The 24285-nt window shown below is 38.8% G+C and carries 22 protein-coding genes; 16 read left to right on the forward strand and 6 right to left on the reverse strand.

The genetic code is table 11. From position 1 onward, the window contains the following. Positions 1 to 143 precede the first annotated feature (143 nt). Positions 144 to 3980, reverse strand: a complete 3837-nt coding sequence (purL, locus tag C9E89_RS08190) for a phosphoribosylformylglycinamidine synthase (RefSeq protein ID WP_107007759.1) — start codon at positions 3978 to 3980, stop codon at positions 144 to 146. A 352-nt stretch (positions 3981 to 4332) separates the two neighbouring features. Here purL and C9E89_RS08195 point away from each other — a divergent pair, with 352 nt between their 5' ends. The 10 genes from C9E89_RS08195 (at position 4333) to tolA (ending at position 13210) form a co-directional block, all read left to right on the forward strand. Next, positions 4333 to 4779, forward strand: coding sequence for an NADAR family protein (locus C9E89_RS08195; RefSeq protein WP_107007760.1), 447 nt, complete (start codon positions 4333 to 4335; stop codon positions 4777 to 4779). A gap of 104 nt (positions 4780 to 4883) precedes the next feature. Further along, positions 4884 to 6224 carry a deoxyguanosinetriphosphate triphosphohydrolase gene (locus tag C9E89_RS08200; RefSeq protein WP_107007761.1) on the forward strand — a complete coding sequence of 447 codons (1341 nt, stop codon included), beginning with the start codon at positions 4884 to 4886 and terminating at the stop codon, positions 6222 to 6224. 32 nt (positions 6225 to 6256) lie between these two features. Next, positions 6257 to 6748 (forward strand): hypothetical protein, encoded by a 492-nt coding sequence (locus C9E89_RS08205; protein ID WP_107007762.1) that lies wholly within the window; start codon positions 6257 to 6259, stop codon positions 6746 to 6748. A gap of 76 nt (positions 6749 to 6824) precedes the next feature. Beyond that, positions 6825 to 7427, forward strand: coding sequence for a Holliday junction branch migration protein RuvA (ruvA, locus tag C9E89_RS08210; RefSeq protein ID WP_107007763.1), 603 nt, complete (start codon positions 6825 to 6827; stop codon positions 7425 to 7427). Between the two features lie 45 nt (positions 7428 to 7472). Then, the gene (gene ruvB / locus C9E89_RS08215) at positions 7473 to 8477 is read left to right on the forward strand and encodes a Holliday junction branch migration DNA helicase RuvB (protein ID WP_107007764.1); all 1005 of its coding nucleotides are present in this window, start codon (positions 7473 to 7475) and stop codon (positions 8475 to 8477) included. Between the two features lie 535 nt (positions 8478 to 9012). Then, on the forward strand, positions 9013 to 9783 hold the full coding sequence (locus C9E89_RS08220; protein ID WP_116746690.1) for a hypothetical protein: 771 nt from the start codon (positions 9013 to 9015) through the stop codon (positions 9781 to 9783). A 237-nt stretch (positions 9784 to 10020) separates the two neighbouring features. Next, the gene (gene ybgC, locus C9E89_RS08225) at positions 10021 to 10428 is read left to right on the forward strand and encodes a tol-pal system-associated acyl-CoA thioesterase (protein WP_107007766.1); all 408 of its coding nucleotides are present in this window, start codon (positions 10021 to 10023) and stop codon (positions 10426 to 10428) included. Positions 10429 to 10454: 26 nt separating this feature from the next. Next, the gene (gene tolQ / locus C9E89_RS08230; RefSeq protein ID WP_107007767.1) at positions 10455 to 11156 is read left to right on the forward strand and encodes a protein TolQ; all 702 of its coding nucleotides are present in this window, start codon (positions 10455 to 10457) and stop codon (positions 11154 to 11156) included. Then, on the forward strand, positions 11156 to 11605 hold the full coding sequence (gene tolR, locus C9E89_RS08235) for a protein TolR (protein WP_107007768.1): 450 nt from the start codon (positions 11156 to 11158) through the stop codon (positions 11603 to 11605). Before tolQ ends, tolR begins: the two co-directional genes overlap by 1 nt. A 3-nt stretch (positions 11606 to 11608) precedes the next feature. After that, positions 11609 to 13210: a cell envelope integrity protein TolA gene (tolA, locus tag C9E89_RS08240; protein WP_107007769.1), complete on the forward strand. Its 1602-nt coding sequence runs from the start codon at positions 11609 to 11611 to the stop codon at positions 13208 to 13210. Between the two features lie 114 nt (positions 13211 to 13324). Here tolA and C9E89_RS08245 read toward each other — a convergent pair whose 3' ends face one another. Beyond that, complete coding sequence (locus C9E89_RS08245) at positions 13325 to 13939, reverse strand: hypothetical protein (protein ID WP_147305714.1); 615 nt, start codon at positions 13937 to 13939, stop codon at positions 13325 to 13327. A gap of 49 nt (positions 13940 to 13988) precedes the next feature. Between C9E89_RS08245 and C9E89_RS08250 the strand changes: the two genes are divergently transcribed. From C9E89_RS08250 to purB, 4 genes are read left to right on the forward strand one after another with little or no spacing between them, the layout of a single operon-like run. After that, positions 13989 to 14474: an NUDIX hydrolase gene (locus C9E89_RS08250; protein ID WP_107007771.1), complete on the forward strand. Its 486-nt coding sequence runs from the start codon at positions 13989 to 13991 to the stop codon at positions 14472 to 14474. A gap of 4 nt (positions 14475 to 14478) precedes the next feature. Then, complete coding sequence (gene mnmA / locus C9E89_RS08255; protein ID WP_107007853.1) at positions 14479 to 15615, forward strand: tRNA 2-thiouridine(34) synthase MnmA; 1137 nt, start codon at positions 14479 to 14481, stop codon at positions 15613 to 15615. 32 nt (positions 15616 to 15647) lie between these two features. Continuing rightward, positions 15648 to 16379 carry a high frequency lysogenization protein HflD gene (gene hflD, locus C9E89_RS08260; RefSeq protein ID WP_107007772.1) on the forward strand — a complete coding sequence of 244 codons (732 nt, stop codon included), beginning with the start codon at positions 15648 to 15650 and terminating at the stop codon, positions 16377 to 16379. A gap of 60 nt (positions 16380 to 16439) precedes the next feature. After that, on the forward strand, positions 16440 to 17828 hold the full coding sequence (purB, locus tag C9E89_RS08265) for an adenylosuccinate lyase (RefSeq protein ID WP_107007773.1): 1389 nt from the start codon (positions 16440 to 16442) through the stop codon (positions 17826 to 17828). Between the two features lie 69 nt (positions 17829 to 17897). Here the strand turns inward: purB and C9E89_RS08270 are convergent, their stop codons facing one another. Together C9E89_RS08270 and C9E89_RS08275 are read right to left on the reverse strand one after the other, a co-directional pair. After that, a complete protein-coding gene (locus tag C9E89_RS08270) occupies positions 17898 to 18140 on the reverse strand; it encodes a hypothetical protein (protein WP_107007774.1) in 243 nt (80 codons plus the stop codon). 115 nt (positions 18141 to 18255) lie between these two features. Beyond that, a complete protein-coding gene (locus C9E89_RS08275; protein ID WP_171405101.1) occupies positions 18256 to 20448 on the reverse strand; it encodes an Ig-like domain-containing protein in 2193 nt (730 codons plus the stop codon). Between the two features lie 182 nt (positions 20449 to 20630). Here C9E89_RS08275 and C9E89_RS08280 point away from each other — a divergent pair, with 182 nt between their 5' ends. Beyond that, positions 20631 to 21275 (forward strand): DUF2238 domain-containing protein, encoded by a 645-nt coding sequence (locus C9E89_RS08280; RefSeq protein ID WP_107007776.1) that lies wholly within the window; start codon positions 20631 to 20633, stop codon positions 21273 to 21275. A gap of 65 nt (positions 21276 to 21340) precedes the next feature. Here C9E89_RS08280 and sohB read toward each other — a convergent pair whose 3' ends face one another. Continuing rightward, positions 21341 to 22303 (reverse strand): protease SohB, encoded by a 963-nt coding sequence (sohB, locus tag C9E89_RS08285; RefSeq protein ID WP_107007777.1) that lies wholly within the window; start codon positions 22301 to 22303, stop codon positions 21341 to 21343. A 234-nt stretch (positions 22304 to 22537) separates the two neighbouring features. After that, positions 22538 to 22879, reverse strand: a complete 342-nt coding sequence (grxD, locus tag C9E89_RS08290; protein ID WP_107007778.1) for a Grx4 family monothiol glutaredoxin — start codon at positions 22877 to 22879, stop codon at positions 22538 to 22540. 167 nt (positions 22880 to 23046) lie between these two features. On the opposite strand from grxD, the gene C9E89_RS08295 reads away from it, so the two are divergent. Continuing rightward, positions 23047 to 24258 carry an aspartate aminotransferase family protein gene (locus C9E89_RS08295; protein ID WP_107007779.1) on the forward strand — a complete coding sequence of 404 codons (1212 nt, stop codon included), beginning with the start codon at positions 23047 to 23049 and terminating at the stop codon, positions 24256 to 24258. Positions 24259 to 24285 lie beyond the last annotated feature (27 nt).

Consider the following 24285-nt stretch of genomic DNA (forward strand, 5'->3'; position numbering starts at 1 on the left):
CTGTATAAGAACAATTTAAATGAAGCAAAAAATAAACCAAGTTTTGAAATGTAACTAAAGATTATTTTTCACTCAATTTTAAACACATACGCAAAGAAAAAGCCCCTAACGGGGCTTTTCAAATCAATTGATATTTAAAAATATCAACCAATAAATTTACGTGCATTACGGAACATACGTAACCATGCACCATCTTCAGTCCATTCTTCAGGTTTCCAAGAATGCTGAATCGCACGGAAGTTACGCTCAGGGTGCGGCATCATGATCGTTGCACGACCATCTTTCGACGTCACACCAGAAATCGCTTCAGGCGAACCATTCGGGTTCAATGGATAGTGTTGAGTTGTATTACCCAAGCTGTCGACATAACGCAAAATCACTTGATTACCTGCATTCAATGATGCAAAGTTTTCAGCAGTCGTTTCCGCACGACCTTCACCATGCGCCACAGCGATTGGTAAAATTGAACCTTCCATGCCTTCTAAAAGAATCGATGGAGATTTTTCAACTTTTACATTCACAACACGTGCTTCAAACATTTCAGAGGTATTGCGGCGGAAACGCGGCCAATTGTCTGCACCCGGAATCAGTGGTGCAAGCTGTGCAAGCATCTGACAACCATTACAAATACCGACAGAGAAGGTATTGTCACGGTTAAAGAATTTCTCAAACTGATCACGTAGTTTAGGGTTGAACAGCACTGATTTTGCCCAGCCACCGCCTGCACCCAATACGTCACCGTAAGAGAAACCGCCACACGCCACTAAACCTTCAAAGTCGTCTAAATCAATACGACCTGAAAGTAAATCACTCATGTGAACGTCAACCGTGTTGAAGCCAACTTTGTCAAATGCAGCTGCCATTTCCACATGACCGTTTACGCCTTGTTCACGCAAAATCATCATGTTTGGACGGCGTTCATTGATGTATGGTGCTTCTACTGGCTCATTCAAATCGAAGGTCGGTAATGCGATCAGACCTTTATGTTCTGTATTGGCAATCAAGCTATATTCTTGATCAGCCGTTTCTACGTTGTCACGTAAACGCTGGATTTGATGTGAAACTTCAGTCCATGCTTGTTGTAATTCAGCACGGCTTAAGCTCAAACCATTTACGGTTAAGGTGTCTGTATCGTTAACCGTACCGACCACAGTAATCGCATCTTTTAATACAGATGCTGCAACTTCGTCTGCTAATGTTGCCCAATCTGCTTTAGAAATTTGCAATACTGCACCAATTTCTTCTGCAAATAAGCTTTCAGTTGATTGATCTTCAAGTGCAACACCTAAACGTGCAGCAAACATCATTTCTGCAACAGTTGCGACTAAACCACCATCACCAATGTCATGGTACGCTTTAATCAAGCCACGATTGTTCCAGTCCTGAACCAATGCAAAGAATGCTTTGAAATCGTCAAAGCTGTCGACATCAGGAGTGATCGAACCAATCGCTTTATACACTTGTGCAAGGATCGAACCACCTAAACGGAATTGACCTTTAGACAAGTCAATGCGAACTAACACTGAATCTTCATTTTTCAGTTCAGGCGTCAGTGTTTTACGTACGTCTAAAACAGGAGCGAATGCAGTGATCACGCCAGACATTGGTGAAGTCACTGATTTATTTTCACCTTCGTCATTCCACGTGGTACGCATTGACAATGAGTCTTTGCCGACAGGAATTGCAATACCGAGAGCAGGACACATTTCCATACCAATGGCTTTTACACCTTCAAATAATGCCTGATCTTCGCCTTGCTGACCTGCTGCTGCCATCCAGTTCGCAGACAATTTAATGTCGCTGATCTGCTCAATATTGGCACACATGATATTTGAAATAGATTCTGCAACTGATAAACGTGCAGAAGCCGCAGGATTCAACAATGCCACAGGTGGACGTTCACCCATTGCCATTGCTTCGCCTGTGTAGCCTTGTAAACTTGTGGTTGTTACTGCTGCATCAGCAACAGGAACCTGCCAGCGACCTACAAACTGATCACGTGCAACCATCCCTGTGATTGAACGGTCACCAATGGTAATCAGGAATGATTTAGATGCAACAGTTGGGTTTTTCAGAACACGGAAAATCGCATCTTTTAAATCCACCACTTTTGCAGCAGTGAAATCATCACCTTTACGTTCAATTGTCTCAAAAGTACGACTCATACGCGGTGTACCGCCAAGCATCACTTGCATTGGCATATCCACAGCTTTATTTTCAAACAATGGATCATTTACAGTCAACTGACGTGCTTCAGTCGCTTCACCCAATACAGCAAATGGGCAACGTTCACGGGCACAGATCGACTCAAATAATTCTAAAGATTCAGGTTTGATCGCAAGTACATAACGTTCTTGCGCTTCATTTGACCAGATCTCCATTGGTGACATGCCTTTTTCAAGCGATGGAATCTTACGCAGGTCAAGGATTGCACCTAACTCGTGATCATTGACCAGTTCAGGCATTGCATTGGAAATACCGCCCGCACCGACGTCATGTACAGATACGATTGGGTTGAAGTCTTCCATTCTCCAACATGTATCAATGACTTCCTGACAACGACGTTCCATTTCAGGGTTTTCACGTTGTACCGAAGCAAAATCAAGGTTTTCACCGAGTTTACCGCTGTCCACAGAAGATGCTGCACCACCGCCTAAACCGATCAGCATTGCAGGACCACCGAGAACGATCAGTAAATCGCCTGGTTGAATCGCATCTTTTTCCACATGGTCAGGACGGATGTTACCGTAACCACCTGCGATCATAATTGGCTTGTGGAAGCCTTTCACATCACCATTGACATTTTGTTCAAAAGTACGGAAATAACCATTTAACGCAGGACGACCAAATTCGTTGTTAAATGCTGCGCCACCCAAAGGACCATCAATCATGATCTGTAAAGGTGAAGCCATACGAGATGGTTTGCCGTAGTTATCTTCCCAAGGCTGTTCAAAGCCCGGAATGTTCAAGTTTGAAACGGTAAAACCTGTTAAACCTGCTTTTGGCTTACCACCACGACCTGTTGCGCCTTCATCACGGATTTCACCGCCTGAACCTGTCGCAGCACCTGCAAATGGTGCAATCGCTGTTGGATGGTTATGCGTTTCCACTTTCATTAAGATGTGGGCAGCCTGGCTCTTGTATTTATAAACGTGATGACCGGTTTCTTCGTCTTTTTTCGGATAGAAACGTTGAGTATCAAAGCCTACGATCACAGAAGCATTGTCTTTATACGCTGACAATACGTCTGTAGGTGACTCTTTATAGGTATTTTTAATCATTTGGAACAATGACAATGGTTGTACTTCACCATCAATTGTCCATTCAGAACCAAAGATTTTATGACGACAATGTTCAGAGTTCGCCTGAGCAAACATCATCAATTCGATATCGTGCGGGTTACGACCCAATTTATTAAATGCCGCAACTAAATAATCAATTTCTTCGTCAGAAAGTGCAAAACCGAACTCAGAGTTGGCTTTTACTAAAGCTTCTTTACCCTGACCCAAGATATCAATTGAGTTCAGTGGCTTAGGTTCAGTTTCTGAAAATAATGCAGCAGCATCTTCAATTTGGTTGAAAACACTTTCCGTCATACGGTCATGTAAAACTTGTTTTACTGCATCTGAAACGTCTGAAATACCCTTTAAAGTAAACAAAACACCGCGTTCAAGGCGGTGTACAGGTGTATTACAGTTGGCAAAAATATCAGTTGCCTTTGACGACCATGGCGAAATTGTACCTAAGCGTGGTGTCACTAAAATCTGGACTTCATCACTTGCAGCCTGACGTACTTCAAACGATGCGCCATCGTTTAAAAGCTGTAACGCAGATTGCTGTTGTTGCTCGCTGAGCGCTTGGTCAAACAGATAGACCCATTGGCTTTCTATTGATTGAACAGAACTGATAGACGATAGACGGTTTAAGAGTTGTGTTTGCTTAAAAGAAGAATGTGCGGGTGCACCGGCAATGATAAACATGCTGTTTTTGGCTCCACGGGCAGGTCGGACAGATCCTACCGCAATGTGACTTGAGAGAGCGCATATTCTACTGTGAAAGCGAGTTTTCAGCTAGTCATATCAGAGTTAAAAAGTTAAGAATTCTTTGTTTTAAATGCTCAATTTACTTTGACTTTACGGCTCAAACATGATTAGTAACAATTGATTAATATAGAACGATAAGCCCATTTTTCAGTTTATTACGTTTATTTTCCCTAAGGCACTTCTTTAATAAAACGTTGTCATCTAGTTACTTTATTCCTTTTAATTTGCATTCCAACCCATATAGTGTCACTATAACACCTATTAAATCACAACAAAAATTGAAATGACTATGACCGAAATTAAGTTTTATAGCACACAAGATGAATTTGGCGAGTTTTCCAACTTTGCCCATTTTCCGATCAAACTTGATGGAAAAATATGGCACACCACCGAACATTATTTTCAAGCACAAAAGTTTGCAGATAAACAGTATCAGGAAAAAATTCGTACTGAGAAATCACCCATGATTGCTGCTCGTTTAGGACGTGATCGTAAACAAAAATTGCGTAAAGATTGGGAATCCGTAAAAAATAATGTCATGAAAAAAGCATTACTTGCTAAATTTACTCAACATGAAGATTTAAAAAACTTATTAATTTCTACAGGTGAGGCAAAGTTGATTGAGCATACAGAAAATGACGCTTATTGGGGCGATGGTGGTGATGGAAAAGGTAAAAACTTTTTAGGTATTTTACTCATGCAAGTTCGCGAAGAATTAAGTACATCCAATACTTAAATTTCTAATTAAATTTGGGTATAAGACAAACTATGTCGTCCTGCTCTAGTACATTCAGCATAAATTTGGCATGATGAAAGCAACACAGAAATGAATAACGATAAATGACTCAAATGCGTTGGTTAGAGCTGCTCTCCACAGTTCGAATTGGTAGTAAAAAACAAAGTACAGAACAAGCACGTAGCCCATTTCATAAAGACTATGACCGCATTATATTTTCGCAAAGTTTTCGACAACTGAATCGTAAAACCCAAGTTCATCCACTGACACAGCACGATGGCATTCACACACGTTTAACCCATTCGCTTGAAGTGTCTTGCATTGGACGTTCGCTCGGCATGCTTGCCGCAGAAAAAATTCAAGATGAACTGCCTGTATGGATTTCCCCTGCCGATGTTGGTGCAATCATTCAAGCTGCGTGTTTGGCACATGATATTGGCAATCCACCCTTTGGACATGCAGGTGAATATGCGATTCGTGAATGGTTTGACGATGCTTCACATACAGACTTTTTAAAAGATTTAAGCCCTGAACAACAAGCTGATGTGCGTCAGTTTGAAGGCAATGCACAAGGTTTACGTTTACTCACTAAAATTGATTACCATCCTAATGATGGGGGCATGCGCCTCACTTACGCAACCTTAGGGGCTTACTTAAAGTACCCTTGGTTGTCTAAAACCATCGAGTCACAAGGCAATACCCCTGCAAGTAAGCGTGCCAAGTTTGGTTGTTACCAAGCAGAAAAAGAAATTTTGAAGCAGATTGCAGACCAACTTGGTTTGATTCAACTTGGTGAATATCAATGGTGTCGTCATCCGCTGACGTATTTGTTAGAGGCGGCTGATGATATTTGTTACGCGTTGATTGACCTTGAAGATGGCATTATTTTAAATATGCTGTCTTATGAAGAAGTTGAACCCATTTTCCTGAATTTATTGGGCGATTATGGTGTGCCTGCGGAATTAAGCATGTCCTATACCACTTGGCAACAAAAAATCGCAGCTTTGCGTGGTCGTGTCATGAAACGTTTGGTTGATGAGGTGACGACTGCTTTTGCTAAGCAACACTTTCAGATTCTTTCGGGACAGCTAAAAGGTTCGTTATTACAGTACTGCGCTGAAGATATTGAACTTGGGATTGAAAAAGCAAAGAATTTGGCACGTGAAAAAATCTTTGAGCATCCGCAAAAGTCAGGTTTAGAAATTATTGCTCATCAAAGTTTGCAACATATCTTAGATGCCTTTATTCCACTCACAACACCGAATAAAACTTTAAGTTTTAAAGATGGTCGTTTAATGTCGATTTTAGATCGCTTTGGAGCACGTTTGAGTGATGATCATTATGACAATATTATGCAAGTCTTAGATATTGTCAGTAAGTTTTCAGACCATCAGGCTTATAACTTGGCACAAGAGTTACAAGGTAATAAGGTGGGGTTTTTCTAAAATTTTAAATAGTAAAATTCATGAGTAATTGAATGAAAGAGATATTTAAGGAATTAATTGAAAATTTCTATCCACTTATTGCACTAAGCATACTTATAGGTGGAGTAATTTTAGTCTTTAATCTATTGAATAACATTGAAGTCAAATACTCAAAACCATATGTCCCATTAACACTTGAAGAAAGACTGAAACAGCTTCCACCAACAGCTAAACGACTTAGTGATGAAGCTCAGCTCATTTTCCCAGAGGAATTGACTCAACCTGAATCGTTTAATTTTGATTGGACTTATAATAGACGTGTACTAAAAATTAAAGTCCCTAAAACACAGTTGACAGATGAGAGTCTTAAAACATTTTATACAAATCTGTATTTGAAAAATAATTGGATCATTCTCAAAAATGAATATACCTATTTATTTGAACATCAGTTAACAGGAGATCATAGCTGTATTGATAAAGACACTTCGGATGGCTTAAGTTATCGGCTTGTTACTTTTGCAACTAAAGGTGCGCTATGCTATTAATTTAAACAGTTCATTTTGCCAACTTTTCAATTTATCTCTATTATTCAACCATGAACAAAATAAGTGAACAAACTCAATGATCGGATGTCTAATTGGTGAAGTCTTCGCTTTAGAAGCACCTACCGTACTTTTAAATGTCAATGGTGTGGGTTATGAAATCGACACGCCACTTTCAACTTTTTGCCAACTGCAAAAAGGTCAAAAAGTCACCCTATGGACACATTTAGCCGTCCGTGAAGATGCACAACTCCTCTACGGCTTTTTAAACCAACAAGAGAAAATCATTTTCCGTACCTTATTAAAAGTCAATGGCGTTGGTCCTAAAATGGCTTTAGGCATTCTTTCAACCCTAAGTGTGGAAATGCTAATTCATACCGTTGAAAATGGCGATGTTAAAACCTTGGTTAAAGTTCCGGGTGTTGGTGCAAAAACTGCTGAACGCTTAATGATCGAGCTACGTGATCGTTTTAAAGCATTTTCTACAGGTGCTGTGGCAAGCGGTACAAGTACCACACAAATTCAATTTACAGGCAACTCTGCTGTTGCAGAAGCTGAAGCCGCTTTACAATCTTTGGGTTATAAACCTGCGGAAGCACAAAAGTTAGTCAATGCTGCCAAAGGTGATTTTACTGAAGCAAGCGATATTATCCGTGCCGCTTTGAAGTCAATGAATAAATAAGTCAATCCTGATACATTAAAGATAAAGAGTTAGATTAATCATCCAATGCAAGACCGTTTAATCAGTGGTTCTGAAAAACCCGAAGATCATTTTGATCGTGCCATTCGTCCAACTTCACTCGATGACTATATTGGTCAGCCTGTGGTGCGTGAGCAAATGGAAATCTTTATTGGTGCGGCACGTGGACGTGGCGAAGCCCTTGATCACACCTTAATTTTTGGACCACCGGGTTTAGGTAAAACCACACTCGCCAATATTATTGCCCGTGAAATGGGAGGCAATCTCAAATCCACTTCAGGTCCGGTACTTGAACGTGCAGGTGACTTGGCAGCCATGCTGACTAATCTCGAAGAAGGCGATGTGCTTTTTATTGACGAAATTCACCGTCTATCCCCTGTCATTGAGGAAATTCTCTACCCTGCAATGGAGGATTACCAACTTGATATCATGATTGGTGAAGGACCTGCGGCACGTTCCATCAAACTGGATTTGCCACCATTTACCCTCGTTGCAGCAACGACACGAGCAGGTTTACTGACTTCGCCTTTGCGTGATCGCTTTGGAATTGTACAACGACTTGAGTTTTATTCGGTTGAAGATCTGACCCATATTGTTTCTCGTTCTGCATCTCTTATGGATGTACCTACAACGCCCGATGGTGCAAAAGAAATTGCCCGTCGTGCACGTGGTACACCACGTATTGCCAACCGTCTGCTACGTCGTGTCCGTGACTACGCACAAGTCAAAGGCACAGGCGAAGTGACTCAGGAAATGGCGCAACGCGCTTTAGATATGTTGAATGTCGATAAAGATGGTTTAGATACCTTAGATCGTCGTTATCTGAGTATGTTGCTGGATCGTTTTGATGGCGGTCCTGCTGGGGTGGAGGCTTTAGCTGCCGCAATGGCGGAAGATTCAGGAACCTTGGAAGATGTCATCGAACCTTATTTGATTCAGCAAGGTTATGCCATGCGTACAGCACGTGGACGGATTGCTACTAATCAAGCCTATTTGCAGTTTGGAATGACGCCACCCGAACCGAAGAGTTAGTTTTTTAGCTTATGGTGATTTTATTTCCAATTTCACCATAAGCTGATCAAAATCAATAACTCTCTACTTTGGAGCAAAAATTTATCTACAATGGATTCAAGATCTAAATCAAAAGGTTGAGCTAAAAATAGGGCTATATTTTCAAATGTAAAAGCTTGTATATGTTATTGTAGTATAAGGTTCAAATTTTCTAAATTTGCAGTAATTTTTTCTGCGGTAATGCCTATTTCTTGCAAGTATCAGCTCAAAATTTGAATAACTGAATTCATTAGTATCCTCAATTTATATTCTTTCTTGAAATATATTTATGTATATTTTTCAAACACAACTCAAATAGATATCGTACTGAGTGATCGATTTCTCTGTTAAGTACAAATACTATGTATTATCACAATAACGATATGCCCAATATATGTCAGATATTTAAACTAAATTTAAAATTTGGAATGCTCAGATGATTACAATTATGCGCTGGCATACACAATAAAAGTCAGCTATACAAACCCATGATAAATAATAAAAGTGGTAAAAAAATATGAATATAATCAAGTTAAATTTAATGCTCTTTAGCCCACTACTCCTCACCGCTTGTGCAACTAATGCATTATTTGGTAATTCAGAAACAGAAATAACGACTAAAACTAAAATTGCACTACAAGATCAAATTATTGCAATAGGACATACAAGCCAACCCATCCAAGGTTATGAAAATGCTTTAGTACTTGCAGGACAAACCTATAGTTTTTTTGTCCAACCGAATATAGATTCAAATAATTCTGCTGATTTATTTCAAAAAATTTTCAGTCAGATTGATTTAAAGTCTTTGTATCTAGCTCCTGCTTTAGATAATGATGCTATGACACAAATAAATACTCATCAACACAATTCAATTTTACTTAAAGTTGATGAAAAACTGAAAAATAATCGTTCAGTTCCTTACATAACCAGTCTGTATTTTATAAAGAAAACACAATTATTGACGGCAAAAGAAACATCAACACTCAAAGATTTAGGTTTCAAATGCCAAACCGAACTAACCGATTATCCAAAACAAACTTTTTGTATCCGTACCATTCACACTCAAATCACACTCGCCTCGAAAGTTCAAAATTTGAATCAATTACAGTATAAATTAAAACAACCAATTGATATTCAATATCAAGTCACTACAACATCGCGTAACTATAGTCGCCAAGCTTTTAAAATTTTTACTCCACTGACTGTGGCTTTCGATATTGTCACGAGTCCAATTCAAGGAGGTATTTTTATATTAGCTTCAATGCTTGGTGCGCCTGGTAGTTTGTAAACTGAATGTTTTATTCAAAAGATATCGCCTTAACTGTCACCCCTTTTACGAATAAATTGTCCGTATGAAAGAAGCTGAACTTGGTGCCTTGTGCCAATTACCCTAAAAATCATTGTGATAAACTGCAAATCGTTTTATAGCTTAGATCAGGGTGAAAGTTTGAAATCTATTTACACTCCAAATAAGCCATAGAAACAACTTTAAAGCTCAAAATTTTAGTAAAAGTGGAACAACATCATGGCGAACAAGTTTGAATTTCAAATCCGTGTATATATCGAAGACACAGATGCAGGCGGAATTGTTTACCATGCCAATCATATTCGCTTTATGGAGCGTACACGTACAGAATGGTTACGTGCATCAGGGATTGACCACTATTGGCATCAAAAAGACTATAACTTTGTAGTCCATAAAATAAATGTGAAATATATGCGTCCTATACTGATGGATGACTTAATTACTGTTACAGCACGTGTAGTTTCGTGTAAAGCAACGTCTTTTGTATTGCAACAAAATATATATCGTGGTGAAATCACACTTGCTTCTGGTGAGGTTGAATTAGCATGTTTAAATGCTGAGATGAAACCTTGCCGAATTCCGGATGAAATCCGTGATTTAATTCAACGTGAATTAGCTCACGAATAAAAAAAATTTAATTGGCACATGTAACTATGGCAACTCAACAACTCGAATCTTCTCTTCACGTTTCTGATTTAATTTTACAAGCAAGCCCTGTCGTACAACTGGTGATGCTCGTATTGGTACTCGCCTCTTTATTTAGCTGGTATCTGATTGCCAAGTTACATATGGGTTATAAAAAAGCCCGTCAAGGAGATGAGCATTTTCAAAAAATCTTCTGGTCTGGTGCTGAGTTAAATACTTTATACAATAACGCTCAACTTAACTCTAAGCGTGAAGGCTTAGAAGATATTTTTTATCAAGGTTTAAGCGAGTTTTTAAAACTGAAAAAACGTCATGCTGAAACAGCACCAATGATCGAAGGTACTGAACGTATTTTACGTGTTGGTTTAAGCCGTGATCAAAGTCGCTTAGAACAAGGCTTAAGTGCCTTAGCAAGTATTGGTTCTGTTGCACCTTATGTCGGTTTATTTGGTACTGTCTGGGGTATCATGAATGCCTTTATTGGTCTTGCGCAAGTTGACCAAGTGACCTTAGGTACGGTTGCACCTGGTATTGCTGAAGCCTTAATCGCAACTGCAATTGGTCTTTTTGCGGCTATTCCTGCTGTATTAGCATTTAACCATTACACGGCAAAAGGCGAAGAAGTTTATTCAGATCGTGCACTTTTTGCCGAAGAAATGGTGGCGCTGTTACAACGTCAATCTGTGGGTTCAGCACAGGAAAATGACTAATGGCAATACAACGTTCAGGACGCTTTGAACGCGTTAAAAAACCTTTAAAGAGCGACATGAATGTCGTTCCTTATATTGATGTGATGTTAGTTCTTTTGGTGATTTTTATGGTCACTGCACCCATGATCACCACAGGAATTGATGTTGATTTACCTCAAGCGAACAGTACACCTATTGAGTCCAAAGAAACGTTAGCCATTGTTACTTTAGATAAAGACGGGCAATACTTACTCAAAGATGATACGCATAAAAATGAGTCATTGTCTTTGGAGCAATTAAAAGAAATTTTAACCCAAGCACAAACTGACTCAGAAACGAAACAACAAAAATTTAGTGTTTTAGTCAATGGTGATAAATCTCGCCCTTATGGCGATGTTATGAGCCTGATGTCTGCATTACAAGAAGCTGGACTCAATCAAGTTGGGTTACTCACAGAGCCATTAAAGTAAGTTATGAAAGATTTCAATAAGCCACAATCAAAAGAAAATGCGATTGCACTTGGATTTACCCTTGGTGTCCATGTGGTGGCGATTGTTGGCTTACTTTTTCTAGGGATGAGTAAACCACTTGAACCACCAAAACAACTCAAAACTGTTTTAGTTAAACCTGAAGATATTATTCCTCCTGAAGCTGAGCCTTTAGAAGTTACAGACTCAACTGAAACAGCCGATACTCAAACTGCTGAAAATATCCAACAAACAGCCGAACCTGTTGCGGATGCACCAAATATTCCTGTAACTGCTGTACCTGTTCCATTGCCAGTTCCTGCTCCTAAAGTAGATCTGCAAAAAGCTGCTGCTGAGGCAAAAGCTGCAGAAGCAGAGCAAAAGGCTGCCGAAGCAGCAAAGGCACAAGCTAAAGCGGCTGAAATGGCACGTTTAAAAGCAGCAGAAGCTGAAAAAGCACAAAAAGAAGCTGCTGAAAAAGTTCGTCAAGCTAAAAATGATGCTGAAAAAGCAAAGGCTGAAGCTAATGCTAAAGCCAAAGCTGAGGCTGCTGAAAAAGCTAGACAAGAAGCGAACGAAAAAGCGCGCCAAGCTAAAGCCGATGCTGCTGAAAAAGCGAAGCAAGAAGCGAACGAAAAAGCACGTCAAGCTAAAGCCGATGCTGCTGAAAAAGCTAGACAAGAGGCAAACGAAAAAGCGCGTCAAGCCAAAGCTGATGCTGCTGAAAAAGCTAGACAAGAGGCAAACGAAAAAGTGCGTCAGGCTAAAGCCGATGCTGCTGCAAAAGCGAAGCAAGAAGCTAACGAAAAAACGCGCCAAGCCAAAGCCGATGCTGCCGCAAAAGCGAAGCAAGAGGCAAACGAAAAAGCGCGCCAAGCCAAAGCTGATGCTGCTGTAAAAGCGAAGCAAGAAGCAAACGAAAAAGCACGTCAAGCTAAAGCCGATGCTGCCGCAAAAGCGAAGCAAGAAGCGAACGAAAAAGCGCGCCAAGCCAAAGCTGATGCTGCTGAAAAAGCGAAGCAAGAAGCGAACGAAAAAGCGCGCCAAGCCAAAGCTGATGCTGCTGAAAAAGCGAAGCAAGAAGCAAACGAAAAAGCGCGCCAAGCCAAAGCCGATGCTGCTGCAAAAGCGAAGCAAGAAGCAAACGAAAAAGCGCGCCAAGCCAAAGCCGATGCTGCCGCAAAAGCGAAGCAAGAAGCGAATGAAAAGGCGAAAGCTGATGCTGAGGCAAAACGTAAAGCTGATGCTGAGGCAAAAGAACAAGCAGCCGCTGAAGCCAAAGCCTCTGCTGCTCAAAAAGCCAAAGAAGAAGCCGCGACTAAACGAGCTGAAGCGAAGAAAATTGCATCTTCTGCAAAACGTGATTTTGAAAATAAAGTTCGTAGTGCATGGCGTATGCCAAGCGGCTCTTCAGGGCAAAAAGCTTCTGCTCGCGTAACGCTTACGGAAACTGGTGGCGTCGCATCTGTTGTTGTAAATGCTTCTGATCCTGATGTAAAAGCAAGTGTAGAACAAGCTGTACGTTCTGCTGCACCATTTCCAATGCCATCAGATCCAGATGCACGACGTGAAGCACGTAGTTTTACTGCAAGCTTTACTGTGAAATAATCCTAAAAATTAAACCCTGTTTCGGCAGGGTTTAATTTTATAAACATCAGATATATTTAAAAAAAAATAAAACATCTACTTTTTATTATTCTTTAAATAACTATCCTTTTTAACTTAGCCAATATAATCAAAATATCCTATAAACTTATTATGTTCTAATGCAGTTTCAAAGAAAAATTGAATCGACTTTAATAGCAAAATAAAGTCTTGAAATGAATCATGATCACTATAAGGCGGATCTTCTAAATTCCATTCAAGTTGTGCAAATTTTTCAATTTCTTCAAGTTGTTCATCTAGAGGATCATCCCAAAATTCATGTGCCCATTCCTCAAAAATTTTAGGTTGAGTTTTTGTATAATCAAATAATGTCTTAATATGATTCACAACATCTTTTTGTTGTTGGCGATCAAATGTCACCAAGCGACTCATTAACACGTCATTACTTAAATCTAGATCTTGCACATTATTTTCTTTAAAAAATTGTAAAGCTGTTAAATCAGGAAAAGAACCCACAATATCTCGCAGTATGATTCCAAAAATATCAGAACGTGAAGAAAAAGATAAATTTTTAGGAGCTTCCTCATCCTCAGAATTAAACCAAGCCACAGAAATTGGTCTTTTTTCCTGTGTGAAAAATACATAATCTCTATGCTGTGACATGATTAATATCTCATTTTTTATTATGAATAAGGCGTAATTTATCTCATCCTTACTATTGTGCATAGCCACCGCTCTCTAAATTTTGTAGAATAGTGCTTTATTTCCTACGGTTTCGGTTATGACCTCTTGGACACCTCATGTAACAGTGGCAACTGTTGTTGAAAAAGATGGAAAATTCCTTTTTGTAGAAGAACATACAGAAGGTGTAACACATACTGTATTTAACCAACCTGCGGGGCATGTTGAATGTGATGAATCCATTATTCAAGCCGCAATTCGTGAAACGATGGAAGAAACAGGTCATGCTGTCGAAGTCGATTCATTATTAGGAATTTACACGTATACCCCTCCAATGTTTCCAGATCGTACCTATTACAGATTTTGTTTTCTTGCTCATGTACTCGAATATTTTCCTGAAGCTGAGCTTGATACAGGCATCATTGGTCCAAAATGGATGACCTTAGAAGAACTCCTTGATACAGCACGTGCGCGTAGCCCATTGGTGATTAAAGCTGTACAAGATGCACTTTCTGGGCAAAAATACCCGCTTTCGCTCATCTATGAGCACCAAAACTCTCCTTTAATTTCAAATTTGGATGCTTAGTCCTATGCAACAACGTGTCATCGTCGGTATGTCAGGTGGTGTAGATTCTTCTGTTTCTGCTGCACTTCTTCTTCAACAAGGATATCAGGTTGAAGGGCTGTTCATGAAAAACTGGGAAGAAGATGATGGCACAGAATACTGTACAGCAATGGAAGATCTTGCTGATGCGCAAGCAGTCTGTGACAAAATCGGCATCAAGCTGCATACAGCTAACTTTGCCATGGAATATTGGGATCGTGTCTTTGAACATTTCCTTGCAGAATATGCTGCTGGTCGCACACCAAACCCAGATATCTTATGTAATAAAGAAATTAAATTTCGTGCATTTTTAGATCATGCTGTGAACTTAGGTGCAGACTTTATTGCAACTGGACATTATTGTCGTCGTGGTGAAACGATGACCAATTCACGTGGTGAAGAATATGCGCCTCTTCTGCGTGGTGTAGATAACAATAAAGACCAAACTTATTTCCTTCATGCTGTGCATGGACGTGAAATTAATAAAACCTTATTCCCTGTCGGTGAAATTGAAAAACCTGAGGTGCGTAGGATTGCCGAAGAACTTGGTTTAATCACTGCCAAAAAGAAAGACTCAACAGGGATCTGTTTTATTGGTGAACGTCGTTTTAATGACTTCTTAAAACAATATTTACCTGCTCAACCTGGAAAAATTGTTTTAGATACAGGAAAAGTGGTTGGTGAACATCACGGCTTAATGTACTATACGCTCGGTCAGCGCGGTGGGATTGGTTTAGGTGGTCTCAAAGGCGCAGAAGAAGGTGCTTGGTTTGTCTTATATAAAGACATTGAAGGCAACCGTCTTGTTGTGGGTCAAGGTCATGAACATCCACTCATGCAAAGCACAACTTTATGGTCAGAAATGATTGATTGGGTTGCAGGTGAACAAGATATTCCTGAAACAGGTTTTAAATGTACCGCAAAAACTCGTTATCGTCAGCCTGATCAAGCATGTACTCTTTATAAAGATGCTAGCATGCCAAATGGTGTACGTGTCGAATTTGATGAACCACAAAGAGCAGTTACTCCTGGTCAAAGCGTCGTGTTCTATGTAGATGAAATTTGTTTAGGTGGTGGTGTCATTCATCATACCAATGCACCAAAACCTGATTTTATTGATTAAAATTCTTTAACTTATTTGAAAGGAATTTAGGCATGGTTGAGTTGCCCTTTCAACAGCCTCAAACTTTGAATCAACGCCAAAATAAAGCTTTGGCGTTAGCAGCTGTGTTTCAAGCAACACAACTCACGCATATGACTGCAATTTCTGGTCGTCAAAGTATTGGTGAAAGTGGTAATTTTTATTTTGAACAACTCATTAAAGCCAGCCTAAATATCCGTCCTTCTGAAAATCAATCCTCTCAGACCTTAGATTTTTTTCATCAATTATCTGATATTTCTTTGGGATTAAAAACATTAGAAAGTAGCATTACCCAACCCTTTACTCCCACACCTAAATCTAAAATTCCTAAACTTTCTAGTGCAAAACTTCCTATGTCTTATGCGATGTCACTTTTAGCACTAGAAAAAAAAGTATATAGCAATCCAAAGTTTGTTGAAACCATTGAAAATGCTCAACAAAAAATTTTAAAACAACTCTCCTTTTTTGATCAAGACTATGCTCATCCAAGTATTGTGGCTAATTTAGCACAAACTTATGTTGATACTGCGGGGCAAATCAATCCGCGCATTTTAGTCCGTGGTAATGCCGAAGCTTTTAAAGATCCTGCACATACTAATCGTATTCGTGCATGTCTTTTTACAGGTTTGCAAATGGCACATCTATGGCGTCAACTTGGGGGTAGCTCTTGGAACATGATTTTTAGCAAACGTAAATTGCTACGAGATATTCAAGACCTTGCTCGACTTCAGTTTCAGATTGTTTAACTGAAAAATATGTCGAACTTTTCCGCTTTTCGTTTTAATTCCAAAGTCTAAGGAATCTCTATGAACGCTTTAACTGCACTTTCACCATTAGATGGACGCTATGCCAGCAAATGTGATGCTCTTCGTCCTTACCTCTCTGAGTTTGGTTTAATCCATGCTCGTGTGACCGTTGAAGTGCGTTGGTTACAAGCGCTTGCAAACCGCCCTGAAATCACTGAAGTTCCTGCTTTTTCTGCTGCAACCAATGCTGCATTAGATGCGATTGTTGCTGACTTTTCTGAACAAGATGCTAACCGCATTAAAGAAATTGAACGCACAACCAATCATGATGTAAAAGCAGTTGAATATTTCTTAAAAGAAAAAATTGCAGGTATTGAAGAGCTTAAAAATGCAGGTGAATTCATCCACTTTGCATGTACTTCAGAAGACATTAACAACCTTTCTCATGCTTTAATGTTGAAAAATGGTCGTGAAGTTCTTGTAGATTCTATGCAACAAATCGTAGATTCTATCGTTGCTTTGGCTGAAACACATGCTGAACAACCGATGTTATCTCGTACACACGGTCAAACAGCAAGCCCAACAACTTTGGGTAAAGAAATGGCAAACGTGGCGTATCGTTTAGCGCGCCAAATCAAACAATTCAAACAAGTTGAATTATTAGGTAAAATCAATGGTGCTGTAGGTAACTATAATGCGCACTACTCTGCTTATCCTGAAATCAACTGGCCTGCGCATTCACAAGCATTTGTTGAATCATTAGGTTTAACATTCAACCCATATACAACACAAATCGAACCGCATGATTATATCGCAGAAATGTTTGATGCATTACGTCGTTTCAACACTGTGTTAATCGACTTTAACCGTGATGTTTGGGGTTATATCTCTTTAGGTTTCTTCAAGCAACGTTTAAAAGAAGGCGAAGTCGGTTCATCAACCATGCCACACAAAGTTAACCCTATTGACTTTGAAAACTCTGAAGGTAACTTAGGTATTGCCAATGCTGTCTTGGCTCACCTTGGTGAAAAACTACCTATCTCTCGCTGGCAGCGTGACTTAACTGACTCAACTGTTCTTCGTAACATGGGTGTTGGTTTGGCACAAAGTTTGATCGCTTTTGAAGCTTGCTTAAAAGGTATTGGTAAACTTGAGTTAAATGCAGCACGTATTCTTGAAGATTTAGACCATGCTCAAGAAGTTTTAGCTGAGCCAATTCAAACAGTTATGCGTCGTTATAACGTTGAAAAACCATACGAAAAATTAAAAGCACTTACTCGTGGTCAAGCCATGACACGTGACATGATGGTTGATTTTGTCAATGGTAATGAGCTTGAAGCTGTTCCTGCTGCGGATCGCGCACGTTTGGCTGAAATGACACCTGCAACTTATACAGGTAACGCTGCTGACCAAGCAAAACAGATCAAAGATCTTATTTCTAAAATCTAATCGATTCAGAAAACTAAAAAGCGAAGTCTAGACTTCGCTTTTTTTGTAGACCGTATTTTATTCAAAAAATTATAGTAATGGGCAATAACGCATCCAATCTGCTTGCATTTTTTCCAACTCATCGCCCGTGAGAATATCACTATAATAAATAAAATAAGTCGCATCTGGATATTGGATTTCATGTCGATAGAGCATGCCACGTAAAGACACTAAAAGCTCTTCAGGAAAATCCCTATCAAGTTGATCAAGCGCTTCAAAATCATAATTAAAATAACAATTTTGCGATGCAATAAATGCTTCGATGATCGCCATACTCAAAACCCAAAAATTTAAATGTATATTTTAGCGGATTTACATTAAAAATCCGACTTAAACGATATAAAGCAGGTCAAAAGTAGTAGCATTTCCTACTTTCGACCTATTCACTTTATCCAAATATAACAATCGACTGCAATAATTCCTCATCAATGGATGTATTTTTCAATTCAATCGAAAAATCACTAAGAGTGCTTTGTTGCTGATTATTGGATGTAGGTTCTTGACTTGGAACATCAGAAAATTCATTTAAAATGTGGTCTACATATTGCTGCGAAAGCATATTTTCTTGTTGTTGCAATAAAGCATTTAAACCAGCTTCTGACTGATCAACCACTTTAGTTTGCGACATAGGCAGAGCCATTTCCTCTACAACCAATGTGTCTAATAATGTTGAAATTGCATGATCATCTTCAAGCATAAATGCTGCTGTTGTGACTTCAGCCTTTGCTTGCTCTGGCGCAATGACAGTAAAATGAAATGGATCACTCATGGCACTACTATTGGTTGCGGCATCCATTTGTGTAAATGTAAAGCTATGTTCACCTAATGCCAAATCTTTGGCTGGGGTAAATGTCCATTTACCTGTATTATCTACCTTTACAGTTGCAATGGCTAAGCCATTATCATAAATCGTGACGATTGCACCAGACTCACCTGTACCTGCAAACTCAGGACGAGCATCATCTGTTTGACCTTTATTTGAAATCGTTTCTTTATTTTCTGTACCGACATCATCTGTCACTGTTTTTAAAACCACTTTATTTGGCGCAATCGTATCTTTAGTTCCAACAACTTTTGTTGTTTCAGAACGATTTCCTGCTTCATCATAGGTATAAATATCCGCAACTGCTTTATCAGTCAAACCACCATCTAAAGTGATTGTAAATTTTCCACTTTCGTCCGTTTTTCCAGCACCAATTAAAGTACCGTCTTTATTATAAATTTCGATTTTTTGGTTAGCACCTGCTTGACCTGTTACTTCAGTACCATCGCTATTTAGCTCTGCGCTTACTGCATCAGGCGCAATAGTATCCATTCCAGCCTCTATCGCTAAATCGGCAGATTGGTTACCTGCTTCATCTGTAACATTTATCGTTGCTGAGTCTTTTTCCGCTAAAGCAGGTTTAATTTGAATAGAAAAATAGCCCTGATCATCGGCTACACCTGAACCAATTTCCACACCATCACTATTTTTAATTTGGACTTTACTATTGGCTTCAGCATAACCTTGTACTTGATCTCCTGATTGACTGACTTCAACGGTAGGTTGTTCAGGTGCTAAAGTATCTTTACCCACAATCACTGAACTTGATTCAGATTTATTGCCTGCTGTATCTTCAACAATAACTTTTGCTTCATCTCCTTGAGCCAATGCTGGCTTTAAAGAAATTGAAAATGTGCCATCTGCTGCAACCGTAACAGGACCTGCAAGTAAGTTTTTACCTTTCACATCATAAATATAGATTTTTGCGCCTGCTTCTGCCTTACCTGAAATAATACTGCCTTCAGCATTAATTTGTGCATTTGCAGCATCAGGTGCAATCGTATCTTTTGTCCCTGTTATAACAGTCGATTTTGACTCATTGCCTGCTGGGTCTTTTGCATAAATCAGAACTTTTTCATTATTAATAATTTCTCGATCTAAATTTAGCTTAAAATTTCCATCTGCATCGACGGTTGCTTCACCAATCAATTTTCCATTAATGTCTTTAACATAAATGGTTGCGCCAGCTTCTGATTTTCCAGTTAATACCTTTCCATCAGCATCTAAACTTGCACTTGGTGTTGCGGGTGCAATTAAATCTGGTGTACTGCTACTATCATCATCGTCTTTGTCATGGAATGCAGCTAAATAAATCCCTTCAAGCCCCAATAAAATCAAAACAGGTTTAACCAGTTCTTTTTCATACCATGCAACTTTTTCAGTTTCCTCTACTGTCGCAGCCTGAGGTTGTTGCACTGCCGCTTGACTTTGTTCAAGCTCATCAACCACACGTTTTGGATCATAATTAATATGATAACCTTCAACCGTGATCACTAACTCTTCAAAAATGCCTTTGCTATTTGTTAAAACCACTTGATGCGGTGTATGTTGACCGTCTACAAAGAAATTTTCTAATATAATTTTTTCACCATTTTTAAGAATAATGATCGCATTATTGCCTGCATACTCAACTGAGGTGATGTCCTCTTTGCTATAGCCCAAGCGTACAATAGAAGCCTGATTTAAAACAATATGTTTATTTTCTGAGTTTTGCAAAGTTACCAAAGTTGATTTATCTAACACGATAATGCCTGTCATCATTCCCTCTTTTGAAATCAACATTTTATATAAAAGGCTAAGCTAACAAATGTATCGTCAAAGCACAATCAAGAACGACTGAATTAATTACAATTAAAAATCATTATAAACATATAATTAACTCACTTTTTTCTTTAGACTCTGATTAAAACAGCCAATAAGATGTAGAGACAAAAAAGCCAATGATTTATAAAAATTTAACAACGCAACATTGGATCAGTTTAGCCATCCTCTTACTTGCAATTATTATTGCCAGTATTCACCCCTTAGAGTTTGAATCTTATCTATTACATCAAATTGGCACAGTACTCATGTTAATCATGCTTTTGATCTGCCAGAAGAAAATAGGACTCAGCTATCCAACATTTTTACTTTATATTGTCTTTTTACTCATTCACGTTTCAGCCGCACATTATTTATATTCCTATGTTCCTTATAATGATTGGATTAAATCAATATTTCATTTTGACTTAAATCAAGCAATGGGTTGGCAACGCAATATGTATGACCGTTTTGTTCATTTTGGTTATGGCATATTACTCTACCCATTCTTTTATCGTTTATTTCAAGTTGCTTTGCCTCATCTAAGCCCTAAAGCACTATTTTTGATTAGCCTCCAATTTATTATGGCAAGTAGTTTATTTTATGAATGGATTGAATGGTGGTTAGCGATTGGTTTATCGCCAGAACAAGCTGAAAACTATAATGGGCAACAAGGTGATGTATGGGATGCACATAAAGATATGTTTCTAGCAACAATAGGCGCATTATTTACGGGTTTAATGATCTATTGGAAATCTACTCAAGCGCAGTTAACTGCTAAATAACATAAACAATAAAAATGCCAATCTTTTATAATTGGCATTCAAAGAGATCAAAAATAATCTAGAACTTAAAGTTTAGGGTCACGCATTTGCACCAAACTTGCATTGGCTTTTGCAAAAGTATCGACCAATTTATTCATGACAGAAGGGATTAAACTATCCGCCATTTGTGCAGCTTGTAAACCCAACTTTTCACCTAAAGTTGGCTTACGGCGGGTCTGAATAGCATAAACATCATGTTGCGGAAGTAAACCTAAAAGATATTCATCAGATGTTTGTAATTTATCAACTAAATTCAAACTTAAAGCATCTTCACCATACCAATGTTCACCTGTAGCCACTTTTTCTACATTTAATTGTGGACGATACTTTTCAACAAAATGTTTAAACAAAGCATGTGTCTGTTGCAATTCCTCTTCAAACTTTGCTTTGCCTTCTTCGGTATTTTCACCAAACATGGTGACAGTACGTTTATATTGCCCTGCTGTATACAGCTCAAAATCAATATTATGTTCTTTCAATAAACGATTAAAATTAGGGACTTGTGCAACCACACCAATTGAACCAACGACAGCAAAAGGTGCAGAAATGATTTCAGATGCAATACATGCCATCATATAACCACCACTGGCAGCAACCTTATCAACACAAATGGTTAAATGGAAACCCGCATCACGTAAACGTACCAATTGTGCTGCTGCCAAACCATAGCCATGCACCATACCACCTGGACTTTCTAGGCGTACTACAACACGATCACGTCCTGATTTTGCAGTCGCTAAAATTAAAGTGATTTCTTCACGTAAATTTTCAACTGCTGATGCTTGTACATCACCTTTAAAATCTAATACATAGATTTTCTGATTGTTCTTTTTACGCGCACGTGCTTCTTTTGCAAACTGTTGAGTTAATTGCAGTAATTCAAGTTTTGATGCTGTAGTTTGTGCAATTTTTTTTCGTTGTTCATTAATTCGTGCATTTAAATGACTCACACGAATTTCAGCAGGTAATGTAGGTAAATGAAATAGCATATAAATTCTAATCTCTTGAGACAATCGTTGCTTTTTAATAAAGATGCGGTCAAATTAGACTAAATTCAATGACTATTTTGAAATTTTTAAAAATATAACCCTCAGTAACTCATTTATGAGCCATATTTCTGATCTATGTTTGTTTTCTATCCAATTGAATATGATCATTATATTGACATCAAGATACATATTATAAAAAAAGCACCTTACGGTGCTTATTCACATCTTCAGCAATTAAGCTTCTGGTGCTGGGCTATACTGTTCAACAAGTGCTTTTAACTCACCATTTTGGAACATTTCTAGCATAATATCGCTTCCACCGATCAACTCGCCATTGATCCATAATTGTGGAAATGTAGGCCAATTTGCAATTTGTGGCAAAGTTGCGCGAATATCTTGATTTTCCAAGATGTTTACATAAGCAAATGGACGACCAATTTGGCTAAGTGCTTCTACTGCACGTGCAGAGAAACCACATTGTGGGAATTGTGGTGTACCTTTCATGTAAAGTAACACTGCATGTTTAGCAATTTGATCGCGAATTAACGCTTCTGTATCACGTACTTGTTCAGTCATTGATTAAATCCTCAACTCATCTGCCTGCATTATACCTAAATCCATCATAAAGAGTATGACTTCAAGATTATTTCCAATTTTATTTGTATTTGGGCTTTAAATCTGTGTCATATTTTGCTTATATAAACTTTTATTTTTTACTTCTCAGACAAAGAAAAGAGTTCGTCATGAATAACGTTACGCTCGCTCCAATACAACCTGATCAACCTTCACATTTGATGCCTGTATTTAGCCGTCAACCGATCAGCTTTGTGCGAGGACGAGGCTCTTATCTATATACAGAAGATGGCACAGAATATTTAGATGCGCTTACAGGTATTGCTGTATGTGGTTTAGGTCACGCACATCCTGTACTTGCAGAAGCAATTGCAGAACAAGCGGCAACCTTGATTCATACCAGTAATATTTACGAGGTGCCTTGGCAAACGGCTGCTGCACAAAAACTTGCTGAAGTTTCAGGCATGGAAGAAATTTTCTTCTCAAATAGTGGTGCAGAATCAAATGAAGGTGCAATTAAAATTGCGCGTAAATTTGGTCATTTACAAGGGATTGCCAATCCTAAAATTATTGTTGCTGATCACTCTTTTCATGGTCGTACTTTAGCAACACTTTCTGCAACAGGTAACAAAAAAGTTCAAGAAGGCTTTGCTCCTTTGGTTGAAGGTTTTATTCGTGTTCCATTTGGTGATGTAGAAGCGATTGAAGAAGCTGCAATCAACCATCCTGACATCGTGGCTATTTTAGTTGAACCGATTCAAGGTGAAGGCGGTGTCAACACAGCACCTCAAGGTTTTAGCTATTTAGAAGATATTCGCCAGATCTGTAATCAACACAACTGGTTAATGATGCTCGATGAAGTGCAAACAGGTAATGGTCGTACGGGTCAGTATTTTGCGTATCAACACACAAATATTATTCCAGATGTTCTCACCACTGCTAAAGGTTTAGGAAATGGCTTCCCGATTGGCGCTGTGATGACTCAAGGGCGTGGCGTTGGTGTACTGGCAGCAGGTAATCATGGTTCAACTTATAGTGGTACACATTTAGGTTCACGTATTGTTTATACTGTGATTGATTTGATCCAAAAAGAAAATATTGTGGCAAATGCTGCTGAAATTGGTCAGTATTTAGTAGAACAATTCCGCACTCAGCTTGCAGAACAACAAGTCACTGTGCGTGGTTTTGGTATGATGATTGGTATTGAATTACCAAAAGACTGTGGTGATCTGGTCAATATTGCACGAGATGAACACAAGCTGATCATTAATGTCACTTCTGGCAATGTTGTCCGTTTACTGCCTGCGCTCAACATGAATAAAGAACAAGCGGATGATCTTATTCAACGCTTAGTGCCTGCAATTAAAGCATTTCTTGCCTAAATAAAATCAGATAAATCAATGAGTATC

Source organism: Acinetobacter sichuanensis (assembly GCF_003024515.2).
Taxonomy (GTDB): Bacteria; Pseudomonadota; Gammaproteobacteria; order Pseudomonadales; family Moraxellaceae; genus Acinetobacter; species Acinetobacter sichuanensis.

Coding starts and splice junctions, on each gene's coding strand:
- purB (WP_107007773.1), top strand. CDS start 16,440: ATGAACGCTTTAACTGCACTTTCACCATTAGATGGACGCTATGCCAGC.
- tolA (WP_107007769.1), top strand. CDS start 11,609: ATGAAAGATTTCAATAAGCCACAATCAAAAGAAAATGCGATTGCACTT.
- C9E89_RS08195 (WP_107007760.1), top strand. CDS start 4,333: ATGACCGAAATTAAGTTTTATAGCACACAAGATGAATTTGGCGAGTTT.
- C9E89_RS08205 (WP_107007762.1), top strand. CDS start 6,257: ATGAAAGAGATATTTAAGGAATTAATTGAAAATTTCTATCCACTTATT.
- ybgC (WP_107007766.1), top strand. CDS start 10,021: ATGGCGAACAAGTTTGAATTTCAAATCCGTGTATATATCGAAGACACA.
- purL (WP_107007759.1), bottom strand. CDS start 3,980: ATGTTTATCATTGCCGGTGCACCCGCACATTCTTCTTTTAAGCAAACA.
- sohB (WP_107007777.1), bottom strand. CDS start 22,303: ATGCTATTTCATTTACCTACATTACCTGCTGAAATTCGTGTGAGTCAT.
- tolQ (WP_107007767.1), top strand. CDS start 10,455: ATGGCAACTCAACAACTCGAATCTTCTCTTCACGTTTCTGATTTAATT.
- hflD (WP_107007772.1), top strand. CDS start 15,648: ATGGTTGAGTTGCCCTTTCAACAGCCTCAAACTTTGAATCAACGCCAA.
- grxD (WP_107007778.1), bottom strand. CDS start 22,879: ATGACTGAACAAGTACGTGATACAGAAGCGTTAATTCGCGATCAAATT.
- C9E89_RS08275 (WP_171405101.1), bottom strand. CDS start 20,448: ATGACAGGCATTATCGTGTTAGATAAATCAACTTTGGTAACTTTGCAA.
- mnmA (WP_107007853.1), top strand. CDS start 14,479: ATGCAACAACGTGTCATCGTCGGTATGTCAGGTGGTGTAGATTCTTCT.
- tolR (WP_107007768.1), top strand. CDS start 11,156: ATGGCAATACAACGTTCAGGACGCTTTGAACGCGTTAAAAAACCTTTA.
- ruvA (WP_107007763.1), top strand. CDS start 6,825: ATGATCGGATGTCTAATTGGTGAAGTCTTCGCTTTAGAAGCACCTACC.
- C9E89_RS08250 (WP_107007771.1), top strand. CDS start 13,989: ATGACCTCTTGGACACCTCATGTAACAGTGGCAACTGTTGTTGAAAAA.
- ruvB (WP_107007764.1), top strand. CDS start 7,473: ATGCAAGACCGTTTAATCAGTGGTTCTGAAAAACCCGAAGATCATTTT.
- C9E89_RS08280 (WP_107007776.1), top strand. CDS start 20,631: ATGATTTATAAAAATTTAACAACGCAACATTGGATCAGTTTAGCCATC.
- C9E89_RS08220 (WP_116746690.1), top strand. CDS start 9,013: ATGAATATAATCAAGTTAAATTTAATGCTCTTTAGCCCACTACTCCTC.
- C9E89_RS08200 (WP_107007761.1), top strand. CDS start 4,884: ATGACTCAAATGCGTTGGTTAGAGCTGCTCTCCACAGTTCGAATTGGT.
- C9E89_RS08270 (WP_107007774.1), bottom strand. CDS start 18,140: ATGGCGATCATCGAAGCATTTATTGCATCGCAAAATTGTTATTTTAAT.
- C9E89_RS08295 (WP_107007779.1), top strand. CDS start 23,047: ATGAATAACGTTACGCTCGCTCCAATACAACCTGATCAACCTTCACAT.